Origin of the sequence: Sphingomonas suaedae (assembly GCF_007833215.1) — a bacterium.
GTDB lineage: Bacteria > Pseudomonadota > Alphaproteobacteria > Sphingomonadales > Sphingomonadaceae > Sphingomonas > Sphingomonas suaedae.
In genome coordinates this window covers 4002039-4017371 of sequence record NZ_CP042239.1, presented here as the reverse complement: position 1 = coordinate 4017371, position 15333 = coordinate 4002039, and the positions used below count along the sequence as shown (strand labels likewise).

General features: G+C 67.0%; 14 protein-coding genes. 11 read left to right on the top strand and 3 right to left on the bottom strand.

Annotated features, from left to right (window positions below; all coding sequences use genetic code 11):
- Positions 1-42: 42 nt before the first annotated feature.
- The 7 genes from FPZ54_RS18990 to FPZ54_RS18960 all read left to right on the top strand — a co-directional run bounded on the left by FPZ54_RS18990 (position 43) and on the right by FPZ54_RS18960 (position 6845).
- A complete protein-coding gene (locus tag FPZ54_RS18990; RefSeq protein WP_145849363.1) occupies positions 43-1572 on the top strand; it encodes a class I adenylate-forming enzyme family protein in 1530 nt (509 codons plus the stop codon).
- Positions 1569-2339, top strand: coding sequence for a thioesterase family protein (locus FPZ54_RS18985; RefSeq protein ID WP_145849362.1), 771 nt, complete (start codon positions 1569-1571; stop codon positions 2337-2339). Before FPZ54_RS18990 ends, FPZ54_RS18985 begins: the two co-directional genes overlap by 4 nt.
- A gap of 292 nt (positions 2340-2631) precedes the next feature.
- The gene (locus tag FPZ54_RS18980) at positions 2632-3357 is read left to right on the top strand and encodes a hypothetical protein (protein ID WP_145849361.1); all 726 of its coding nucleotides are present in this window, start codon (positions 2632-2634) and stop codon (positions 3355-3357) included.
- An 83-nt stretch (positions 3358-3440) separates the two neighbouring features.
- The gene (locus tag FPZ54_RS18975) at positions 3441-4163 is read left to right on the top strand and encodes a response regulator (RefSeq protein WP_145849360.1); all 723 of its coding nucleotides are present in this window, start codon (positions 3441-3443) and stop codon (positions 4161-4163) included.
- Between the two features lie 7 nt (positions 4164-4170).
- Positions 4171-5523 carry a sensor histidine kinase gene (locus tag FPZ54_RS18970; RefSeq protein ID WP_145849359.1) on the top strand — a complete coding sequence of 451 codons (1353 nt, stop codon included), beginning with the start codon at positions 4171-4173 and terminating at the stop codon, positions 5521-5523.
- A 31-nt stretch (positions 5524-5554) separates the two neighbouring features.
- Positions 5555-6199, top strand: coding sequence for a hypothetical protein (locus FPZ54_RS18965; RefSeq protein ID WP_145849358.1), 645 nt, complete (start codon positions 5555-5557; stop codon positions 6197-6199).
- Positions 6200-6299: 100 nt separating this feature from the next.
- Positions 6300-6845 carry a hypothetical protein gene (locus FPZ54_RS18960; RefSeq protein WP_145849357.1) on the top strand — a complete coding sequence of 182 codons (546 nt, stop codon included), beginning with the start codon at positions 6300-6302 and terminating at the stop codon, positions 6843-6845.
- Positions 6846-6942: 97 nt separating this feature from the next.
- On the opposite strand, the gene ndk is transcribed toward FPZ54_RS18960, so the two are convergent.
- From ndk to FPZ54_RS18945, 3 genes are all read right to left on the bottom strand, one after another.
- Positions 6943-7365, bottom strand: coding sequence for a nucleoside-diphosphate kinase (ndk, locus tag FPZ54_RS18955; RefSeq protein ID WP_066664385.1), 423 nt, complete (start codon positions 7363-7365; stop codon positions 6943-6945).
- 213 nt (positions 7366-7578) lie between these two features.
- Positions 7579-8019 (bottom strand): DNA polymerase III subunit chi, encoded by a 441-nt coding sequence (locus tag FPZ54_RS18950; RefSeq protein WP_145849356.1) that lies wholly within the window; start codon positions 8017-8019, stop codon positions 7579-7581.
- A 9-nt stretch (positions 8020-8028) separates the two neighbouring features.
- Positions 8029-9504 carry a leucyl aminopeptidase gene (locus tag FPZ54_RS18945; RefSeq protein ID WP_145849355.1) on the bottom strand — a complete coding sequence of 492 codons (1476 nt, stop codon included), beginning with the start codon at positions 9502-9504 and terminating at the stop codon, positions 8029-8031.
- Positions 9505-9694: 190 nt separating this feature from the next.
- On the opposite strand from FPZ54_RS18945, the gene FPZ54_RS18940 reads away from it, so the two are divergent.
- The 4 genes from FPZ54_RS18940 to rsmA all read left to right on the top strand — a co-directional run bounded on the left by FPZ54_RS18940 (position 9695) and on the right by rsmA (position 15255).
- Positions 9695-11953 (top strand): LPS-assembly protein LptD, encoded by a 2259-nt coding sequence (locus tag FPZ54_RS18940; protein WP_422396548.1) that lies wholly within the window; start codon positions 9695-9697, stop codon positions 11951-11953.
- 123 nt (positions 11954-12076) lie between these two features.
- Entirely contained in the window at positions 12077-13423 is a 1347-nt protein-coding gene (locus tag FPZ54_RS18935; RefSeq protein WP_145849354.1) for a peptidylprolyl isomerase, read from the top strand.
- 3 nt (positions 13424-13426) lie between these two features.
- Positions 13427-14440 (top strand): 4-hydroxythreonine-4-phosphate dehydrogenase PdxA, encoded by a 1014-nt coding sequence (gene pdxA / locus FPZ54_RS18930; protein ID WP_145849353.1) that lies wholly within the window; start codon positions 13427-13429, stop codon positions 14438-14440.
- On the top strand, positions 14437-15255 hold the full coding sequence (gene rsmA / locus FPZ54_RS18925) for a 16S rRNA (adenine(1518)-N(6)/adenine(1519)-N(6))-dimethyltransferase RsmA (RefSeq protein ID WP_145849352.1): 819 nt from the start codon (positions 14437-14439) through the stop codon (positions 15253-15255). Before pdxA ends, rsmA begins: the two co-directional genes overlap by 4 nt.
- Positions 15256-15333 lie beyond the last annotated feature (78 nt).

Here is a 15333-nt window from a genome sequence, read left to right as displayed (position 1 = left end):
TGGCGGTTTCGCATAGCAGTTGATCCGAATCGAGGAGTTGGGATGCAGACAGCGACGGAGATCCTGGCCCGGTCGTTCGGGACCTTACCCGAGCTTATCGCCGCCCATGCGCGCAACCAAGCGAACAAGCTGGCGGTAGTGCATGGCGACGAGGCACTAAGCTATGCGCAGATCGACGCGCGGATGGACGCGATTGCGGCGGCGTTGCAGCGCGATGGGCTAGCCAAGGGGCAAGCAGTAGCGATCGTCGGGGCGATGAGCGTCGACTATGCTGCGGTGTTTCTGGGCGCGATCCGTGCGGGCGGGGCTCCTGCGCCGATTGCGCCCTCCTCTACCGGGGATCAGATGGCGGCGATGATCGCGGATAGCGGCGCGGGGGTGGTGTTCCTCGATGCCGATGCTGTGGCAACGCTGGGCGACCGCACGGTGGCGGCGCGGCGGGTGCTGCTGGACGCTGAGGCGTTGGGTGCGTGGCTCGCGGATGTCGGTGCGCCCTCCCCCGTCGAACTGCTGCCCGAGGATCCGTTCAACATCATCTATTCTAGCGGAACGACGGGCACGCCCAAAGGGATCGTCCAGCCCCATGCGATGCGTTGGGAACATATCGCGCGCGGCGATGCGGCCGGCTTTGCCGATGCGGTGACGATGATCGCGACGCCGCTCTATTCCAACACGACCTTGGTCAGCTTTATCCCGACGCTTGCCTGGGGCGGCACTGTCGTGCTGCTGGGCAAGTTCGACGCGCGCGGCTTTCTGGAAGCGGCGGAGCGGCATCAGGCCACGCACGCGATGCTGGTGCCGGTGCAATATCAACGGATCATGGCGCTGCCCGATTTCGATGCGTTCGACCTGTCGAGCTTTCGGCTGAAGACCTGCACCAGCGCGCCCTTTTCCGCCGCGCTGAAGGCCGATGTCGTGGCGCGCTGGCCGGGGCTGCTGGTCGAATATTATGGGATGACGGAGGGGGGCGGCACCTGCATCCTCAATGCGAGCGCGCATCCCGACAAGCTGCACACGGTGGGCCAGCCCGCGCCGGGGCATGACATCCGCCTGATCGACGAGGACGGGCGCGAGGTGGCGCGGGGCGAGATGGGCGAAGTCGTCGGGCGTAGCGGGGCGATGATGTCGGGCTATCACGGACGCAAACGGGCGACGTCGGAGGCGGAATGGTTCGATGCGCAGGGTAATCGCTTCATCCGCCATGGCGATGTCGGACGGTTCGACGCGGACGGCTTCCTGATTCTGATGGACCGCAAGAAGGACCTGATCATCTCCGGGGGGTTCAACATCTATCCGAGCGATCTGGAGGCGGAGTTGCGCCAGCATCCCGGCGTGCGCGATTGCGCGGTGGTGGGGGTGCCGTCGGAGCAATGGGGGGAGACGCCGGTCGGCTTCTATGTCCCCGCCGACGCGACCCCGGCGGGTGAGATCCTGGCGGCGGTCAATGCGACCTTGGGCAAGACCCAACGGCTGGCCGATCTGGTCGCGATCGACGACTTGCCGCGCAGCGCGATCGGCAAGGTGCTGAAACGCGAATTGCGCGACCTTTATGTGGAGAAGACCCCGGCATGACTTCGCTTCCGCAATTGCTGGCCGATGCGGTGCCGACCGAGAGCGGCTTTACCACCAAGATTCCGTCCAACTGGTTGCAGGGGCGGACGGCCTATGGCGGGCTGTCGTCGGCGCTGGCGCTGGCGGCTGCGAAGCAGGTCGAGCCGGACCTGCCGCCGCTGCGGTCGGCGCAGGTGGCGTTTGTCGGACCGCTGGCGGGGCCGGTGAGCGTGACCGCGACCAAGCTGCGGCGGGGGCGCAATGCGGCATTTGTCCAGGCGGACATCGTGAGCGAGGCGGGGCTGGGGCTGCGCACGACCTTCGTGTTCATGGCGCAGCTTCCGTCTGCGATCGATCATGACGGCACCGCCTCCGCGCGCCATGCGCCGCCGCCCGCCGATGCCGAACTCTACACCGGTCCCAAGGAGTTTTTCACCGGCAATTTCAACTTTTTCGACCTGAAGGCCGAGGCCGGGCCGACGCAGTGGCTGCGCTGGGGGCGGCTGATCGACCGCGCCGGGCTGGACCCGGAAATCGAACTGATGGCGATGGGCGATGCGCTGCCCCCCGCAGCGTTCAAGCTGTTCGCGAAGATGACGCCGCTGTCGTCGCTGACCTGGCAGGTCAATATCCTTCAGCCTGCGCCGGTGACGCAGGATGGCTGGTGGCTGCTGGCGGCGGAAACCGACAGCGCGCGCGGTGGCTATTCGAGCCAGACGATGCGGATGTGGGCGGCGGACGGGACGCTGGTGGCGGAGGGGATGCAGGGAGTGGCGATTTTCGGGTAGCTTTCAATTCCTCCCCTGCCCAGCAGGGGAGGTGGCATTGCGCAGCAATGGCGGAGGGGCCGCCGCGAAGACGGCGGAATTTTGCCGAGCTGCTCACGGCTGTCTGCGCAGCCGCCCCTCCACCACCCGCTTCGCGGGCGGTCCCCCTCTCCTGAGCGAGCTCAGGGGAGGAATAGCGTGCCCCACGACACACTTTGCGACAACTTCCTGTCGCGCTGACAAATGGCTGCGACAGGCGGCGTTCAGAAGGGGCACATAGCGGCTGCCCCTTGCCGCCTGACAGGAGCCACCGATGAAACAGTTTCTTACTGCAGCGGCGATCGGCGCCATGCTGACCGCAGGCGTCGCGATCGCGACCCAGACCCAGACCCCCGCCCCGCCCAAGGCGCCGATCACCAAGGCGCAAATGCTGGCGCGCGCCGATGCGCGGTTCGATCGTCTCGACACCAACAAGGATGGCCAGTTGAGCGCCGAAGAGCGCAAGGCCGGAATGGCCGCCGCACGCAAGGCTATGGCCGAGCGCAAGGGCGGCGAGTTGCAGGACTTCATGCCCGGCGGCCGTCGCGGCGGCGGCGATATGGGCGAACGGATGATGACGCGCGTCGACACCAATGGCGACGGGCTGATCAGCAAGGCCGAAAACCGTGCAATGGTCGAGGCGCGCTTTGCCCGGATGGACGCCGACAAGGATGGCACAATCGAGGCGGGCGAAGGCCGCAAGGCCATGGGTAAAGTCGGTTGGGGCAAGCGCGGCGAAGGTCGCGGCAAGCCCAGAGCGATGCGCGGCGGGCGCGGCGGCGGCATGATGATGGCCGACGCCAACAAGGACGGGGTCATCACCCGCGCCGAATTCGACGCGATGTCGGCCCAGCGCTTCGCCAAGCTCGACACCAATAGCGACGGCCGGATCGACGCCGCCGAGATGCAAGCGCAACGCGACAAGGCGCGCGAGAAGATGAAGACGATGCGCGAGCGTCGCGGAAACACGCCGCCCCCGCCCTCCCCCCAGGGCGAGTGACGGCGATGCCGGGCGGGACCGACGACCTCCTCCGTGCCCGCCCGGCACTTCCCGCGCGGGCGGAATCTGCTAATTCCGGCGAGATGACTGCCGAGACCCCGCATTTGCTGCTCGTCGATGACGAGCGCTCGATCCGCGAGCCGCTCGCGCAATATCTCACCAAACAGGGGTTTCGCGTAACCCAGGTCGGCGATGCGGAGGCGGCGCGCGCGCGCCTTTCGGCCTATTCGATCGACCTGGTCGTGCTCGACATCATGATGCCGGGCGAAGATGGCCTGAGCCTGTGCCGCCATATCCGCGCGACCAGCGAAACGCCGGTTATCCTGCTCACCGCGAAGAGCGAGGAAACCGACCGCATCGTCGGGCTGGAAATGGGCGCGGACGATTATGTCGTGAAGCCCTTCTCCCCCCGCGAACTCGCCGCGCGGATCAAGGTGGTGCTGCGCCGGATGCAGGCGGGTGGCACACGCCAGCACGCGCCCGAAAGCGGCAGCTATGCTTTTTCGGGCTGGGTGCTCAAGACCGGCGAGCGCGCGCTCGTGGATCGCGACGGCGTGTCGGTACCGCTGTCGACCGGTGAGTATAACCTTCTGCTCGCGCTGGTGATGCGGCCGCGCGCGGTGCTTACCCGCGACCAGCTGCTCGACCTGACCCAAGGGCGCGAGGCGGCGGCGTTCGACCGCGCGATCGACAATCAGGTCAGCCGGTTGCGCAAGAAGATCGAGCCGGATGCCAAGAACCCCAGCCTCATCAAAACCGTGTGGGGCGGCGGCTACACGCTGGCGAGCGACGTGACGCGGCTGTGACGCGGCGATGAGGCGGTTCCTGCCCCGCAGCCTGACCGGGCAGATCGCGCTGATGGTCGCGCTGGCGCTGTTCGTCGCGCAGGCGATCAACTTTGCGTTGTTGCTGCGCGAGCGGCGGTCGCTGCGGTTCGAGCAGGTGACCGCCCCCGCCATCACGCGGGTGGTGGATGCCGCTGAGCGAATCCGCGACGGCCGCTTCCGCGAACCGCCCGACCAGCGCCGGGCGCGGCTGCGGCTCGAGCCTCGCAACCCGATCCCGCCCGGGCTGCGCCGCAAGCCCGACGTTGAGGACGGAATACGGCAGGCACTGGCGGAAGCGGGCATTCAGGCCGGTGCGATCGTGACCGGGCTCGACCGCATCTCCGAAACCGACCCGCGGTTCGTCCGGATGAACGCGTTGCGCGCACAGCGGATGAAGCGACTGGGCGGTGAACTGATCGTCGCCGTCGAACTGCCCGGGCGGGGCTGGCTGGTGCTCAAGTCAGGCTGGCCGTTCAGCGACCGCGACATCATCTGGCGCCTGATCCTTCAGACCCTGATCATCTACGCGATTGTGCTGGTGCCGGTGTTGTGGCTCGGCCACCGTGTCGCGCGACCGCTACGCTCGCTCGCCGCTGCGGCGCGCGATTTCAGCCCCGCCACCGCCTCGTCCCCGATCGAGGAACGCGGGCCGGGGGATGTGCGCGCGGTGATCGCTGCCTACAATCTGATGAGCAGCCGCGTCACCGCGATGCTGGACGAAAAGGACCAGATGCTGGGCGCGATCGGACATGACCTGCGCACCCCGCTGGCCGCGCTGCGCGTGCGGATCGAGTCGGTCGAGGATGACGAGGATCGTGCGCGCATGGCCGACACGATCGACGAGATGAACCGCACGCTCGACGACATTCTTAGCCTCGCGCGGCTGGGCCGACCGAGCGAGGCGCCGACCGAGACCGACCTGTCGGCGCTGATCGATGCGGTTGTGGACGATTTCCGCGACCTCGGCCATCCCGTCGACTATGAGGACGGCAACCGCCTCATCCTGCGCATCCGCCCTTCGCTGATGCGCCGCGCGGTGCGCAACCTGATCGAGAATGCGGTGAAATATGCCGATGGCGCCGAAGTGACGCTGCGCCACGACGCGGTCGGCGTGCGGATCGAGGTCGCCGATCGCGGCCCGGGCATTCCGGCGGAGCAGATTGCGGCGGTGTTCGACCCCTTCACCCGGCTTGATCCATCGCGCAACCGCACCACCGGCGGCGTGGGCCTGGGCCTGACGCTGGCGCGAGCGATCGTGCGCGAGGCGGGAGGCGACATCACGCTGGCGAACCGCGAGGGCGGCGGGCTGTGCGCGACGATCATGCTGCCGGGGCGGTGACGCCGCCTGCTCGACAGGGTAAGTCGACGGCATGACCGAGACTCTACCCGAAACACGTGAAGATCAGGCCGAAAAGGCCGAGCGACAGGCGATGCGTCGCCGCTGGCTGACGATCGGCGAACTGGTTGCGGTCGCGGGCGTGGTGATCGCGGGGCTGACCTTGTGGAATGGCTGGTCCGAACGCCGCGATGCCGCCGCTACGCGCGCTGCCGAACAGGCGGCGGCGCGGGCGGAGGCCGAGGCGACCCGCCGCCGCGTCGGGCTGATCGCGACCGATGCCGGCGGCGATACGCTGGCGTTCAAGGGGGTCGAATGCGCGCTGCAGGCGACCGACATCCGCTTTCCCCCTGCGCTGGGAGTCGAATCGCAATTTACGGTGACGGTGCATGTCTTCCAGGCCGCCTGGATTGCCAAGCCCTTATTGGCGCTGACCGATGGCGGCCCCGATCGGCGGCGCGGTCGCCTGCCCGTCCTGATCGAAAGTCGCTGTGACGGGGCGGGCGGCCCGCGGGTGGAACGGGCGATTTACGATCTGGTGTGGGAGATCGAACCGGGCGTGTTCGGCCGATCCCTGAAACTGCGCGGGCTGATCCTGCGCGAGGATCGGGTCGGCAAGGATGCGGGTGCCCGGCTGAATGCGCTATGGGCGAAGCCGGGGGCGCAGCCGGGCGGGTAGATCGGGCGGCATAGCATCGCCTTGAACTCACGGGTGGTTTTCAGCTTTGGATTGACAGGCCCGCGCCCGCGCCTGACGAACGGCATCAGGGGGACATGGCGTGAGCGGGTTTGAGTTCATCTTTTCGCTGTTCGGGCTGATCCTGGGCCTCGCCCTGGCCGAGGGGCTGGGCGGGTTGACGCGGGCGATCAAGGCGCGGGGGATCCGGACGATCGGCTGGTCGACCGGGCTGCTGGGCCTGTTCGTGTCGTGCGATGTCGTGACGTTCTGGATGTATGGCTGGGCGATGCGCGACCAGTTGCCGCTGAGCTGGCCGGTGATGTTCGGCGGGTTTCTGGTGACGGCGGTCTATTATGTCGCGGCGTCGTTGGTGTTCCCCGATGCGGTCGATCGCGACAGCGACCTCGACGCGCATTTCGAGCGCAATTACCGCACGGTGATGGGGGCGCTGCTGTTCTGCAATGCGGTGCTGATCGGGCTGGTGTTCTGGCTGCTGTCCCCGGCGCTGGATCTGCGCAGTGCGATCCTGAGCCTGTCGTTCTTCCCGGTCAGCCTGATCGCGATTTTCGTGCGCAAGCGGCCGGTGGTGATCGCGTGCCTGCTCTGGCTGATCGCGCTCTATCCGCTCTCGGCGGTGTGGCATTAACATGTCGGCTGCGCCGAAGCGGCACCGGCCTGCTTAAAAACCAAAACGGGCCGGGGTTTCCCCCGGCCCGTTTCGTCTGGTCAGATGATCGGATCGATCAGCCGACGATTTCTTCCGGCTTGAAGAAATAGGCGATTTCGATCGCGGCATTTTCTTCGCTGTCCGAACCGTGGACGGTGTTTGCTTCGATCGATTCGGCCAGCTCGGCGCGGATCGTGCCCGGCTCGGCATTGGCCGGGTTGGTCGCGCCCATGATGTCGCGGTTGCGCTGCATGGCGTTCTCGCCCTCGAGCACCTGCACGACGACCGGGCCGGAGATCATGAATTCGACCAGCTCGCCGAAGAAGGGGCGCTCCTTGTGCACCGCGTAGAAGCCCTCGGCCTGTTCGCGGGTCATGTGGATGCGCTTGCTGGCGACGACTCGCAGGCCGGCCTCCTCAAGCATCTTGGTGACCGCGCCGGTCAGGTTGCGGCGGGTGGCATCGGGCTTGATGATCGAAAAGGTACGGGTCACGGCCATGGCCATGCGGCTCCTGTCATATGGGGAATGGGATTGCGCGCGCCTCTAGTCGGGTGCGGGCGTGGTGGCAAGGCCGTTCAATCCTCCCCGGCACGGGGAGGTGGCAGCGCGTAGCGCTGACGGAGGGGGCCCGAGGCAACGGACTCCCTTGCCTCGGGCCCCTCCACCACCGCCTGCGGCGGCGGTCCCCCTCCCCGTTCCGGGGAGGATTTTTCACGCCGCCTGTGCCCAGCGGCCGTTTTCGTCCTGTTTCCAGTAGCGGCGCTCGACGCTGTCGCGGTCGGCGAGTCCCTTCCACGCGATCCGCGCCGCACCGATGCTGTCTTCGCCGAAAAAGTGGAAGGCGCGGTCGAAGGCGAGCGCCGCGTCGCGCCATTCGCCGTCGATCAGCGCGACGTGGCGCGCGCCATTGGCGGGGGCCACCGCTTCGCCGATCAGGACGGGCTGAAGGCTGTCATTCCCGGCCCCGGCCTGGGCGTGCGGCAGGAAGCTTTCGGGACGAAAGCTCCACAGCAGCTGGTCGATCCGGCGGCGCTGCTCGGCGTCGGCCGATACGATCAGCAGCCGCTGGCCGCTTTCCACCACCTTCACCGCGATCCCCGGGAGCGCACGCTCCAGCGGGGTCGCGGTGAGGTGGTAGAAATCGACCTGCATAAGCGCCGCTCAGCCCTCGAAATTGTCGCGGACGAAGCGGTCGAGCAGGCGCACGCCATAGCCGGTTGCGCCCTTGTCATAGTTCGGCCCCGCCTTGTCGGCCCAGACCATGCCCGCGATGTCGAGATGCGCCCAGCGTATGCCGGGTTCCACGAAGCGCTGGATGAACTGCGCGGCCGTAATCGACCCCGCGCCGCGGGGTCCGACATTCTTCATGTCGGCGATCTGGCTGTCGATCAGCTTGTTGTAGGCGTCGCCGAGCGGGAACCGCCACAGATGATCGCCGGTCGCGCGGCCCGCCGTCAGCAATTGTTCGGCAAGGCCATCGTCGTTCGAGAACAGGCCGCCATGCTCGTTGCCCAGCGCGATGATCATCGCCCCGGTCAGCGTCGCGAGATCGACGATCGTCTTGGGACCGTGGGTTTTCTGAACCCAGGTGATCGCGTCACACAGGACGAGGCGTCCCTCCGCGTCGGTGTTGATGACCTCGATCGTCTGGCCCGACATTGACGTGACGACGTCGCCCGGACGCTGGGCATTGCCGTCGGGCATATTCTCGACGAGGCCGCACACGCCGATCACGTTGACCTTGGCCTTGCGCAGCGCGAGCGCCTTCATCGCGCCGGCGACGGCACCGGCGCCGCCCATGTCCCACTTCATGTCTTCCATGCCGGCGGCCGGCTTGATCGAGATGCCGCCGGTGTCGAACGTCACGCCCTTGCCGACGAATGCGACATCGACGTCACCCGCATCCTTGCCGTTCCAGCGCATCGCCAGCAGACGGCCGTCGCGACGCGAACCCTGCGCCACGCCGAGCAGCGCGCCCATGCCCAGCTTCTCCATGTCCGCGCGGTCGAGCACGGTGATCTCGACCCCGAGATCGGCGAGGTGGCGGCAACGCTCGACGAAGCTCTCGGGGTAGAGGATGTTGGGCGGCTCAGACACGAGCGTGCGGGTCAGTTCCATGCCCTCGGTCACCGCCGCGAGCGCCGTCCAGGCATCCTCGCTGCCTTCGGGCGCGCCAGCGAGCACCAGCGTATCGAGCGTCCGCTTCTGCTTTTCGGTCAATTTGGTGCGATAGGCATCATGGCGCCAGCCGCGCTGCTTTGCGGCGGCCGCGAAGCGAGCCACGGCGCGCACGGTGGGGGCACCGCCCAGCGCAGCGAAATCGACCGTGATCGCGGTGACGCCGGAAGTCAGGAAGCGCGCGGTCAGCGCACCGCCCGCGCGCTCGTAATCGGCCTCGCCCCCGGCACCGACGCCGAGCAGCAACACGCGATCCGCGCCATCCTTCCCCGGCACGAATATTTCGGCGATCGACCCGACCTCGCCCTCGAACCGGCCCGAACGCGCGGCATCGCGCACCAGCGCGAGCGTGGCATCGTCGAGCGTGCCGCCGGGCATCCGGTCCAGCCCGTCCTTTTCGACCGGGAGCGCGAGCACCGCGGCATCGGCGGGGCGGGCGGCGGAAAATGTTACCTGCATGAAGCTTCCTGTTCCTGTGGATCACCGCTTATGGCGAGTCGGCCCTATCTAGGGAAGCGGATGCGATGGGGCAAAGCCCGGCAGCGGCGGGTGGCGATTGCGAAGCGACGCGTGCGGTGCGATAGGGCCAAGGAACGGATTGGTTCGGCCCTGCGCGGGGCAGTGTTTGTACAAGGGGTAGAAGGACGTCGTGACGCGCAAGGCTCTGCTGCTCGCCGGGATCGTGCCGCTCGCGCTGTGCCTCGCGCCCGGCGCCGCCGCGCTGGGGGCGCAGGATTTGCAGGACCGTGCGGTCGAGCCGCCGCCGCCCTCCGAAACCCCGTTGCCCGACGATCCCAACCAGATCCAGTTCTCCGCCGATCTCGCCGAATATGATTCCAGCGGCGATGTCGTGACAGTCACCGGCGATGTCCGCCTGTTCCGCGACGGCAACCGCCTGCGCGCCGACAAGGTGGTGTGGAACCGCAAGACCGGGCAGGTGATCGCTGAGGGCGACATTGCGGTGACCAATCCGGAGGGCGACACCGCCTATGGCGACCGGATCGAACTGACCGATTCGCTCAGAGATGGCATGATCGACAATATGCTCGTCGTGCTCGAACAGGGCGGGCGGATCGCCGCCGAGCGCGGCACGCGCGACGATGGCGGCGTGATCCGCGTCGATCGCGCTGCGTACACGCCCTGCGCCGTCGTCGATTCAGGCAATTGTCCCAAGGAACCGTCGTGGAAGATCACTGCGGTGCGTGTGGTCTATGATCCGGCGAAGCAGCGCATCCGCTATACCGGCGCGCGCGTCTCGCTGTTCGGGATCGCGTCGCTGCCGCTGCCGGTCTTCTCGCATTCGGTTGGCACCGACAATGCCAGCGGCCTGCTCGCGCCCGAAATTCGCTATGACTCGGTCAACGGATTCGAAGTGGCGCTGCCCTATTATTTCGACCTTGGCGCCAGCAAGGGTCTGACGGTCACCCCGCATATCTTCACCGGCGCGCTGCCGATGGTGCAGGCCGAATATCGGCAGTTGCTGGAGCGGGGGGCGTTTCGCATCACCGGATACGGCACCTATAGCCGCCGCAGCGACGATTTCGTTTCGCCCACCCCGGACGTATCGAGCGAGAATGCGTTTCGCGGTTATATCGACGCCGCCGGACGCTTCCAGTTCGATCCGAACTGGAGCGCGAGCGGGTCGGTTCGCCTTGCCAGCGACCGCACCTTCCTGCGCCGCTATGATATTTCGAGCGACGACCGGCTGCGCAACAATGTCCGCGTCGAGCGGATCGATCGCGATTCCTATTTCTCGATCAATGGCTGGTTCGTCCAGACGCTGCGCCCCACCGAAAATCAGGGGCTTCAGCCGGTCGCGCTGCCCGAGATCGACTATCGCCTGCGCTTCGGCCAGAATCTGATCCCCGGCGGCCGGTTCGAGCTTCAGGCGAACAGCCTCGCCATCAGCCGGGGACAGGGGCAGGATACGCAGCGCGCCTTCACGTCGCTGCGCTACGATCTGCGCAAGCTGACCTCCTGGGGACAGGAGGTCACGCTGACCGCCTATGGCCGCGGCGACCTCTACAACACGCAGGACACGCTCGCGACGACGGTCGCGAGCTATCGCGGGCTGGAGGGGTTTCGCGCCCGTGCGATCGGCGCGCTCGCGCTCGACCTTAAATGGCCGCTGATCGGCGAGGCGTTCGGCGGCACCCAGCGGGTCACCCCGCGCTTCCAGATCGTCGCCGCGCCGAAGCTTGAGAATTTCGACGTTCCCAACGAGGACGCACGCTCGGTCGATCTGGAGGATTCGAACCTCTTCGCGCTCAACCGATTCCCCGGATATGACCGATTCGAGGATTCGACCCGCTTCACCTTCGGCCTCGATTATGCGCTGTACCTGCCCGGCCTGTCGGTCGAGGCCAATGTCGGGCAGAGCTATCGCCTTACCTCGCGCCCCGCGATCCTTCCCGACGGGACCGGACTTGACGGGCGGCTGTCCGACATCGTCGGCCGCACGGTTGTACGGTATCGCGACTTTGTCGCGTTCACCCATCGTTACCGGCTGGACAAGGACAATCTGGCGATCCGGCGCAACGAGATCGACGCCACGGTCGGATCGCGCGAAACTTTCGTCACACTCGGCTATCTGCGCCTCAACCGCAATATCAGCTTCGCGCTGGAGGATTTGCAGGATCGGGAAGAGGCGCGGGTCGGCGCGCGGGTGCAGATTTCGCGCTTTTGGTCCGCCTTTGGCTCCGCCGTGATCGACCTCACCGACAAGGAGGAAGACCCAACCTCGCTTGCCGACGGCTTCGAGCCGATCCGCCACCGGCTGGGCGTGGAATATGAGGATGACTGTATCCGCCTGGGTCTCACCTGGCGTCGCGACTATCAGTCGACCGGCGACGCGCGGCGGGGCAGTTCGTACCTGTTCACGCTGGCGCTCAAGAATTTGGGACGCTAGTTTCGGTCAGGGTACCGGCGCACTGGTGCGGCCACGAAATTCATGTAAGCCCCAGTTCAGGCACAATTGACGATTAGACGGCGTCCGTTCGCAAAATCGGATTCGTTTCAGGCACAGGTGAAGATGACCTCGAAAGTCGCGCGTTTCGGCCGTTACTCGGCTCTCTTATTCGGTATCGCAGCCAGCACCGCGATCGGCGCCCAGACGGTGGCCGACAGCGAAGTGCCGTCGACCGCCAATTTGAATCTGCCGCAGAATTTGCAGCTGTTCGCCAAGGCCGATCCCAATATCCGCAAGCCCACAGCGATCGTGAATGGCTATGTCATCACGCGCACCGATGTGGAGCATCGCGTCAACCTGTTCATGGCGTTGAATCAGCTCAAGCTGACACCGGAAGAGCAGAATCAGCTGCGCCTTCAGGTGCTTCGGCTGCTGACCGACGAAACGATCCAGATCCAGGAAGCCAAGGCGAAGGATGTCAGCATCCCCGCCGAACAGATCGAGCGCAGCTTCGCGGGCATCGCGCGGCGCTACAATCGCTCGCCTGACGAGATGCGCACCTGGCTGCGCGAGATCGGATCGTCGGAACGCTCGTTCAAGCGGCAGATCGAGGGCGAACTGGCGTGGCAGAGCCTGATCCGCCGCACCATCGGCCCGTTCGTCAATGTCGGCGACGAGGAAGTGAATGCGATCATCGCACGCCTCGAAGCCGCCAAGGGCACCGAGGAATTCCAGCTGCGCGAGATCTATATCTCCGCCACGCCCGAACGCGCGGGTGAGGTGTTCCAGGCGATGCAGCAGATGATCCAGCAGATGCAGCAGGGTCGCCCGTTCGAATATTTCGCGCAATTCTCCGAAGCGACCACGCGCGCCCAGGGCGGCGACCTTGGCTGGGTGCGCGCCGAAATGCTCCCTGCCCCCCTCGCTCAGGCGGCGCAGCAGATGCAGGTCGGTCAGGTCGCCGGGCCGGTCGAGGTTCCGGGCGGCTTTTCGATCCTGTATCTCGTCGACAAGCGCCAGGTTCTGATGGCGGACCCGCGCGACGCGCAGCTCAGCCTGCGTCAGATCACCGTCAAATTCCCGCCGGGGATTACCCCGGCGCAGGCGCAGGCACGGGTCGCCGAGTTCGCCGGCGTGCTCAAATCCACCAACGGGTGCGGCGCGGTGGGCGAGGCGGCCGAGACGCTGGGCGCCGAAGTGGTCGATAATGACTCGGTTCGCGCACGCGATCTTCCGCCCCAGCTCCAGGACATCGTGCTCGGCCTTCAGATCGGCCAGGCGACCCCACCGTTCGGATCGCCGACCGAAGGGGTACGCGCGCTGGTGCTGTGCGGTCGCGACGAGGCGCAGGCATCGAACCAGCCTTCGCCCGATGCGGTACGCGACGAGATCGAGGAGCGGCGCACCAATTTGCGCGCCCAGCGCTTGCTGCGCGATCTGCGCCGCGACGCGATCATCGAGTATCGCTGAGCGATGAGCAACGCCCTGCGCCCGCTCGCGGTCGCGATGGGCGATCCTGCCGGCATCGGTCCGGAGATCGTCGGCAAGGCATGGGCAAACCGCGCGCTCCACACGCTCGCCCCCTTCTTCGCGGTCGGGGATCCTGCGGCCGTCGAGCGCGTATGGAATGGGCCGGTCGCGCGGATCGACAGCCCGGACGAGGCGGCCCGGGCATTCGAGACGGCGCTGCCCGTCCTGACCGTCGCCTGTTCGGGCGACATCGTCCCCGGTACGCCTGACATCGAAGGCGCGCGCTGCGCACTCGACAGCCTGGAGCTTGCCACCGGTCTTGCCCGGTCGGGCGCGGCGGGCGGGTTGGTGACCGGCCCGGTATCCAAGGCGCAGCTGTACCGGATCGGCTTCACCCATCCGGGCCAGACCGAATTCGTCGCCGAACGCTGCGGAATCGCTCATGCCAATGCGGTGATGATGCTCGCCGGGCCCACGCTGCGGGTGGTGCCGGTGACGACGCACATCCCGCTGATCGAGGTGGCGCCATCGATCAGCGTCGGTCTGGTGCTGGCCAAGGCGCGGGCAACCGCGCGTGGTCTCGCCCGCAACTTCGGCATCGCCGCGCCACGCCTCGCCTTTGCAGGCCTCAATCCCCATGCCGGCGAAGGTGGCGCAATCGGACGCGAGGAGATCGACATCCTGATCCCCGCGATCGAACAACTGCGCAGCGAGGGGATCGACGCCGCCGGGCCGTTCGCCGCCGACACGATGTTCCACGCCCGCGCGCGCGCCACCTATGACGCGGCGATCTGCCTCTATCACGATCAGGCGCTGGTACCGCTCAAGACGCTGCATTTCGACGAGGGCGTTAACCTGACCCTGGGATTGCCGATCGTCCGCACCTCCCCCGATCACGGCACCGCATTCGGCATCGCCGGGACCGATCAGGCCGAGCCGGGGGCGATGATCGCGGCGATCCGCATGGCCGCGCAGGCGGCGGAATATCGCGCTCAGTACGACGCGACTTCGGCGTGACCTCCCTTCCCCCGCTGCGTGAGGTCATCCGCAGGCACGGTCTCTCCGCCAGCAAGGCACTGGGTCAGAATTTCCTGTTCGATTCGCAGTTGCTCGATCGGATCGCACGCGTTCCCGGCGACCTGAGTGGGCAGGAGGTGTTCGAGGTCGGCCCCGGCCCCGGCGGACTCACCCGCGCGTTGCTCGGCGCGGGGGCACAGGTAACCGCAGTGGAGCGCGACCGGCGCTGCATCCCCGCGCTGGCGGAACTGGGCGACGCCTTTCCCGGCCAGTTACGGGTGATCGAGGGGGATGCGCTGGAGGTGGACGCCCCGGCGCTGTTCGCAGGCAAGCCGCACATCGCGTCCAACCTGCCCTATAATGTCGGCACCGCATTGCTGGTCGGCTGGCTGTCGGCGGACTGGGAGCCGTGGTGGGCGAGCCTGACGCTGATGTTCCAGAAGGAAGTCGCCGAGCGGATCGTCGCGGCGCCGGGCACCGATCATTATGGCCGCCTCGCCGTCCTCGCCCAGTGGCGCAGCAGCGCGCGGATCGCGATGCCGGTCCACCGCAGCGCCTTCACCCCGCCGCCCAAGGTGATGTCGGCGGTGGTCCATATCGTTCCGGGCGACGAGCCGCCTGGTGTGCAATTCCGCGTGCTGGAAAAACTGACCGCCGCCGCATTCGGCCAGCGGCGCAAGATGCTGCGGCAGAGTTTGAAGGGCGTTCCGGGCGCGGTCGAGACGGCGGAAGCGCTGGGCATCGATCCGACCCGCCGCGCGGAGACGGTGAGCGTCGCGGAGTTTGTGCGCCTGGCGCGGGCACTGTCAAACTAAATCCTCCCCGGAACGGGGAGGGGGACCGCGACGCGAAGCGGCGTGGTGCAGGGGGCGCGAGGCCGTGGAATCCCTTGC

Bases quoted from the DNA above. Each gene is read 5' to 3' on its own strand.
- FPZ54_RS18945 (WP_145849355.1), bottom strand. From the start codon at position 9,504: ATGCAGGTAACATTTTCCGCCGCCCGCCCCGCCGATGCCGCGGTGCTC.
- FPZ54_RS18935 (WP_145849354.1), top strand. From the start codon at position 12,077: ATGACCTCGAAAGTCGCGCGTTTCGGCCGTTACTCGGCTCTCTTATTC.
- FPZ54_RS18975 (WP_145849360.1), top strand. From the start codon at position 3,441: ATGACTGCCGAGACCCCGCATTTGCTGCTCGTCGATGACGAGCGCTCG.
- FPZ54_RS18950 (WP_145849356.1), bottom strand. From the start codon at position 8,019: ATGCAGGTCGATTTCTACCACCTCACCGCGACCCCGCTGGAGCGTGCG.
- FPZ54_RS18985 (WP_145849362.1), top strand. From the start codon at position 1,569: ATGACTTCGCTTCCGCAATTGCTGGCCGATGCGGTGCCGACCGAGAGC.
- FPZ54_RS18965 (WP_145849358.1), top strand. From the start codon at position 5,555: ATGACCGAGACTCTACCCGAAACACGTGAAGATCAGGCCGAAAAGGCC.
- FPZ54_RS18970 (WP_145849359.1), top strand. From the start codon at position 4,171: ATGAGGCGGTTCCTGCCCCGCAGCCTGACCGGGCAGATCGCGCTGATG.
- FPZ54_RS18980 (WP_145849361.1), top strand. From the start codon at position 2,632: ATGAAACAGTTTCTTACTGCAGCGGCGATCGGCGCCATGCTGACCGCA.
- FPZ54_RS18990 (WP_145849363.1), top strand. From the start codon at position 43: ATGCAGACAGCGACGGAGATCCTGGCCCGGTCGTTCGGGACCTTACCC.
- pdxA (WP_145849353.1), top strand. From the start codon at position 13,427: ATGAGCAACGCCCTGCGCCCGCTCGCGGTCGCGATGGGCGATCCTGCC.
- ndk (WP_066664385.1), bottom strand. From the start codon at position 7,365: ATGGCCGTGACCCGTACCTTTTCGATCATCAAGCCCGATGCCACCCGC.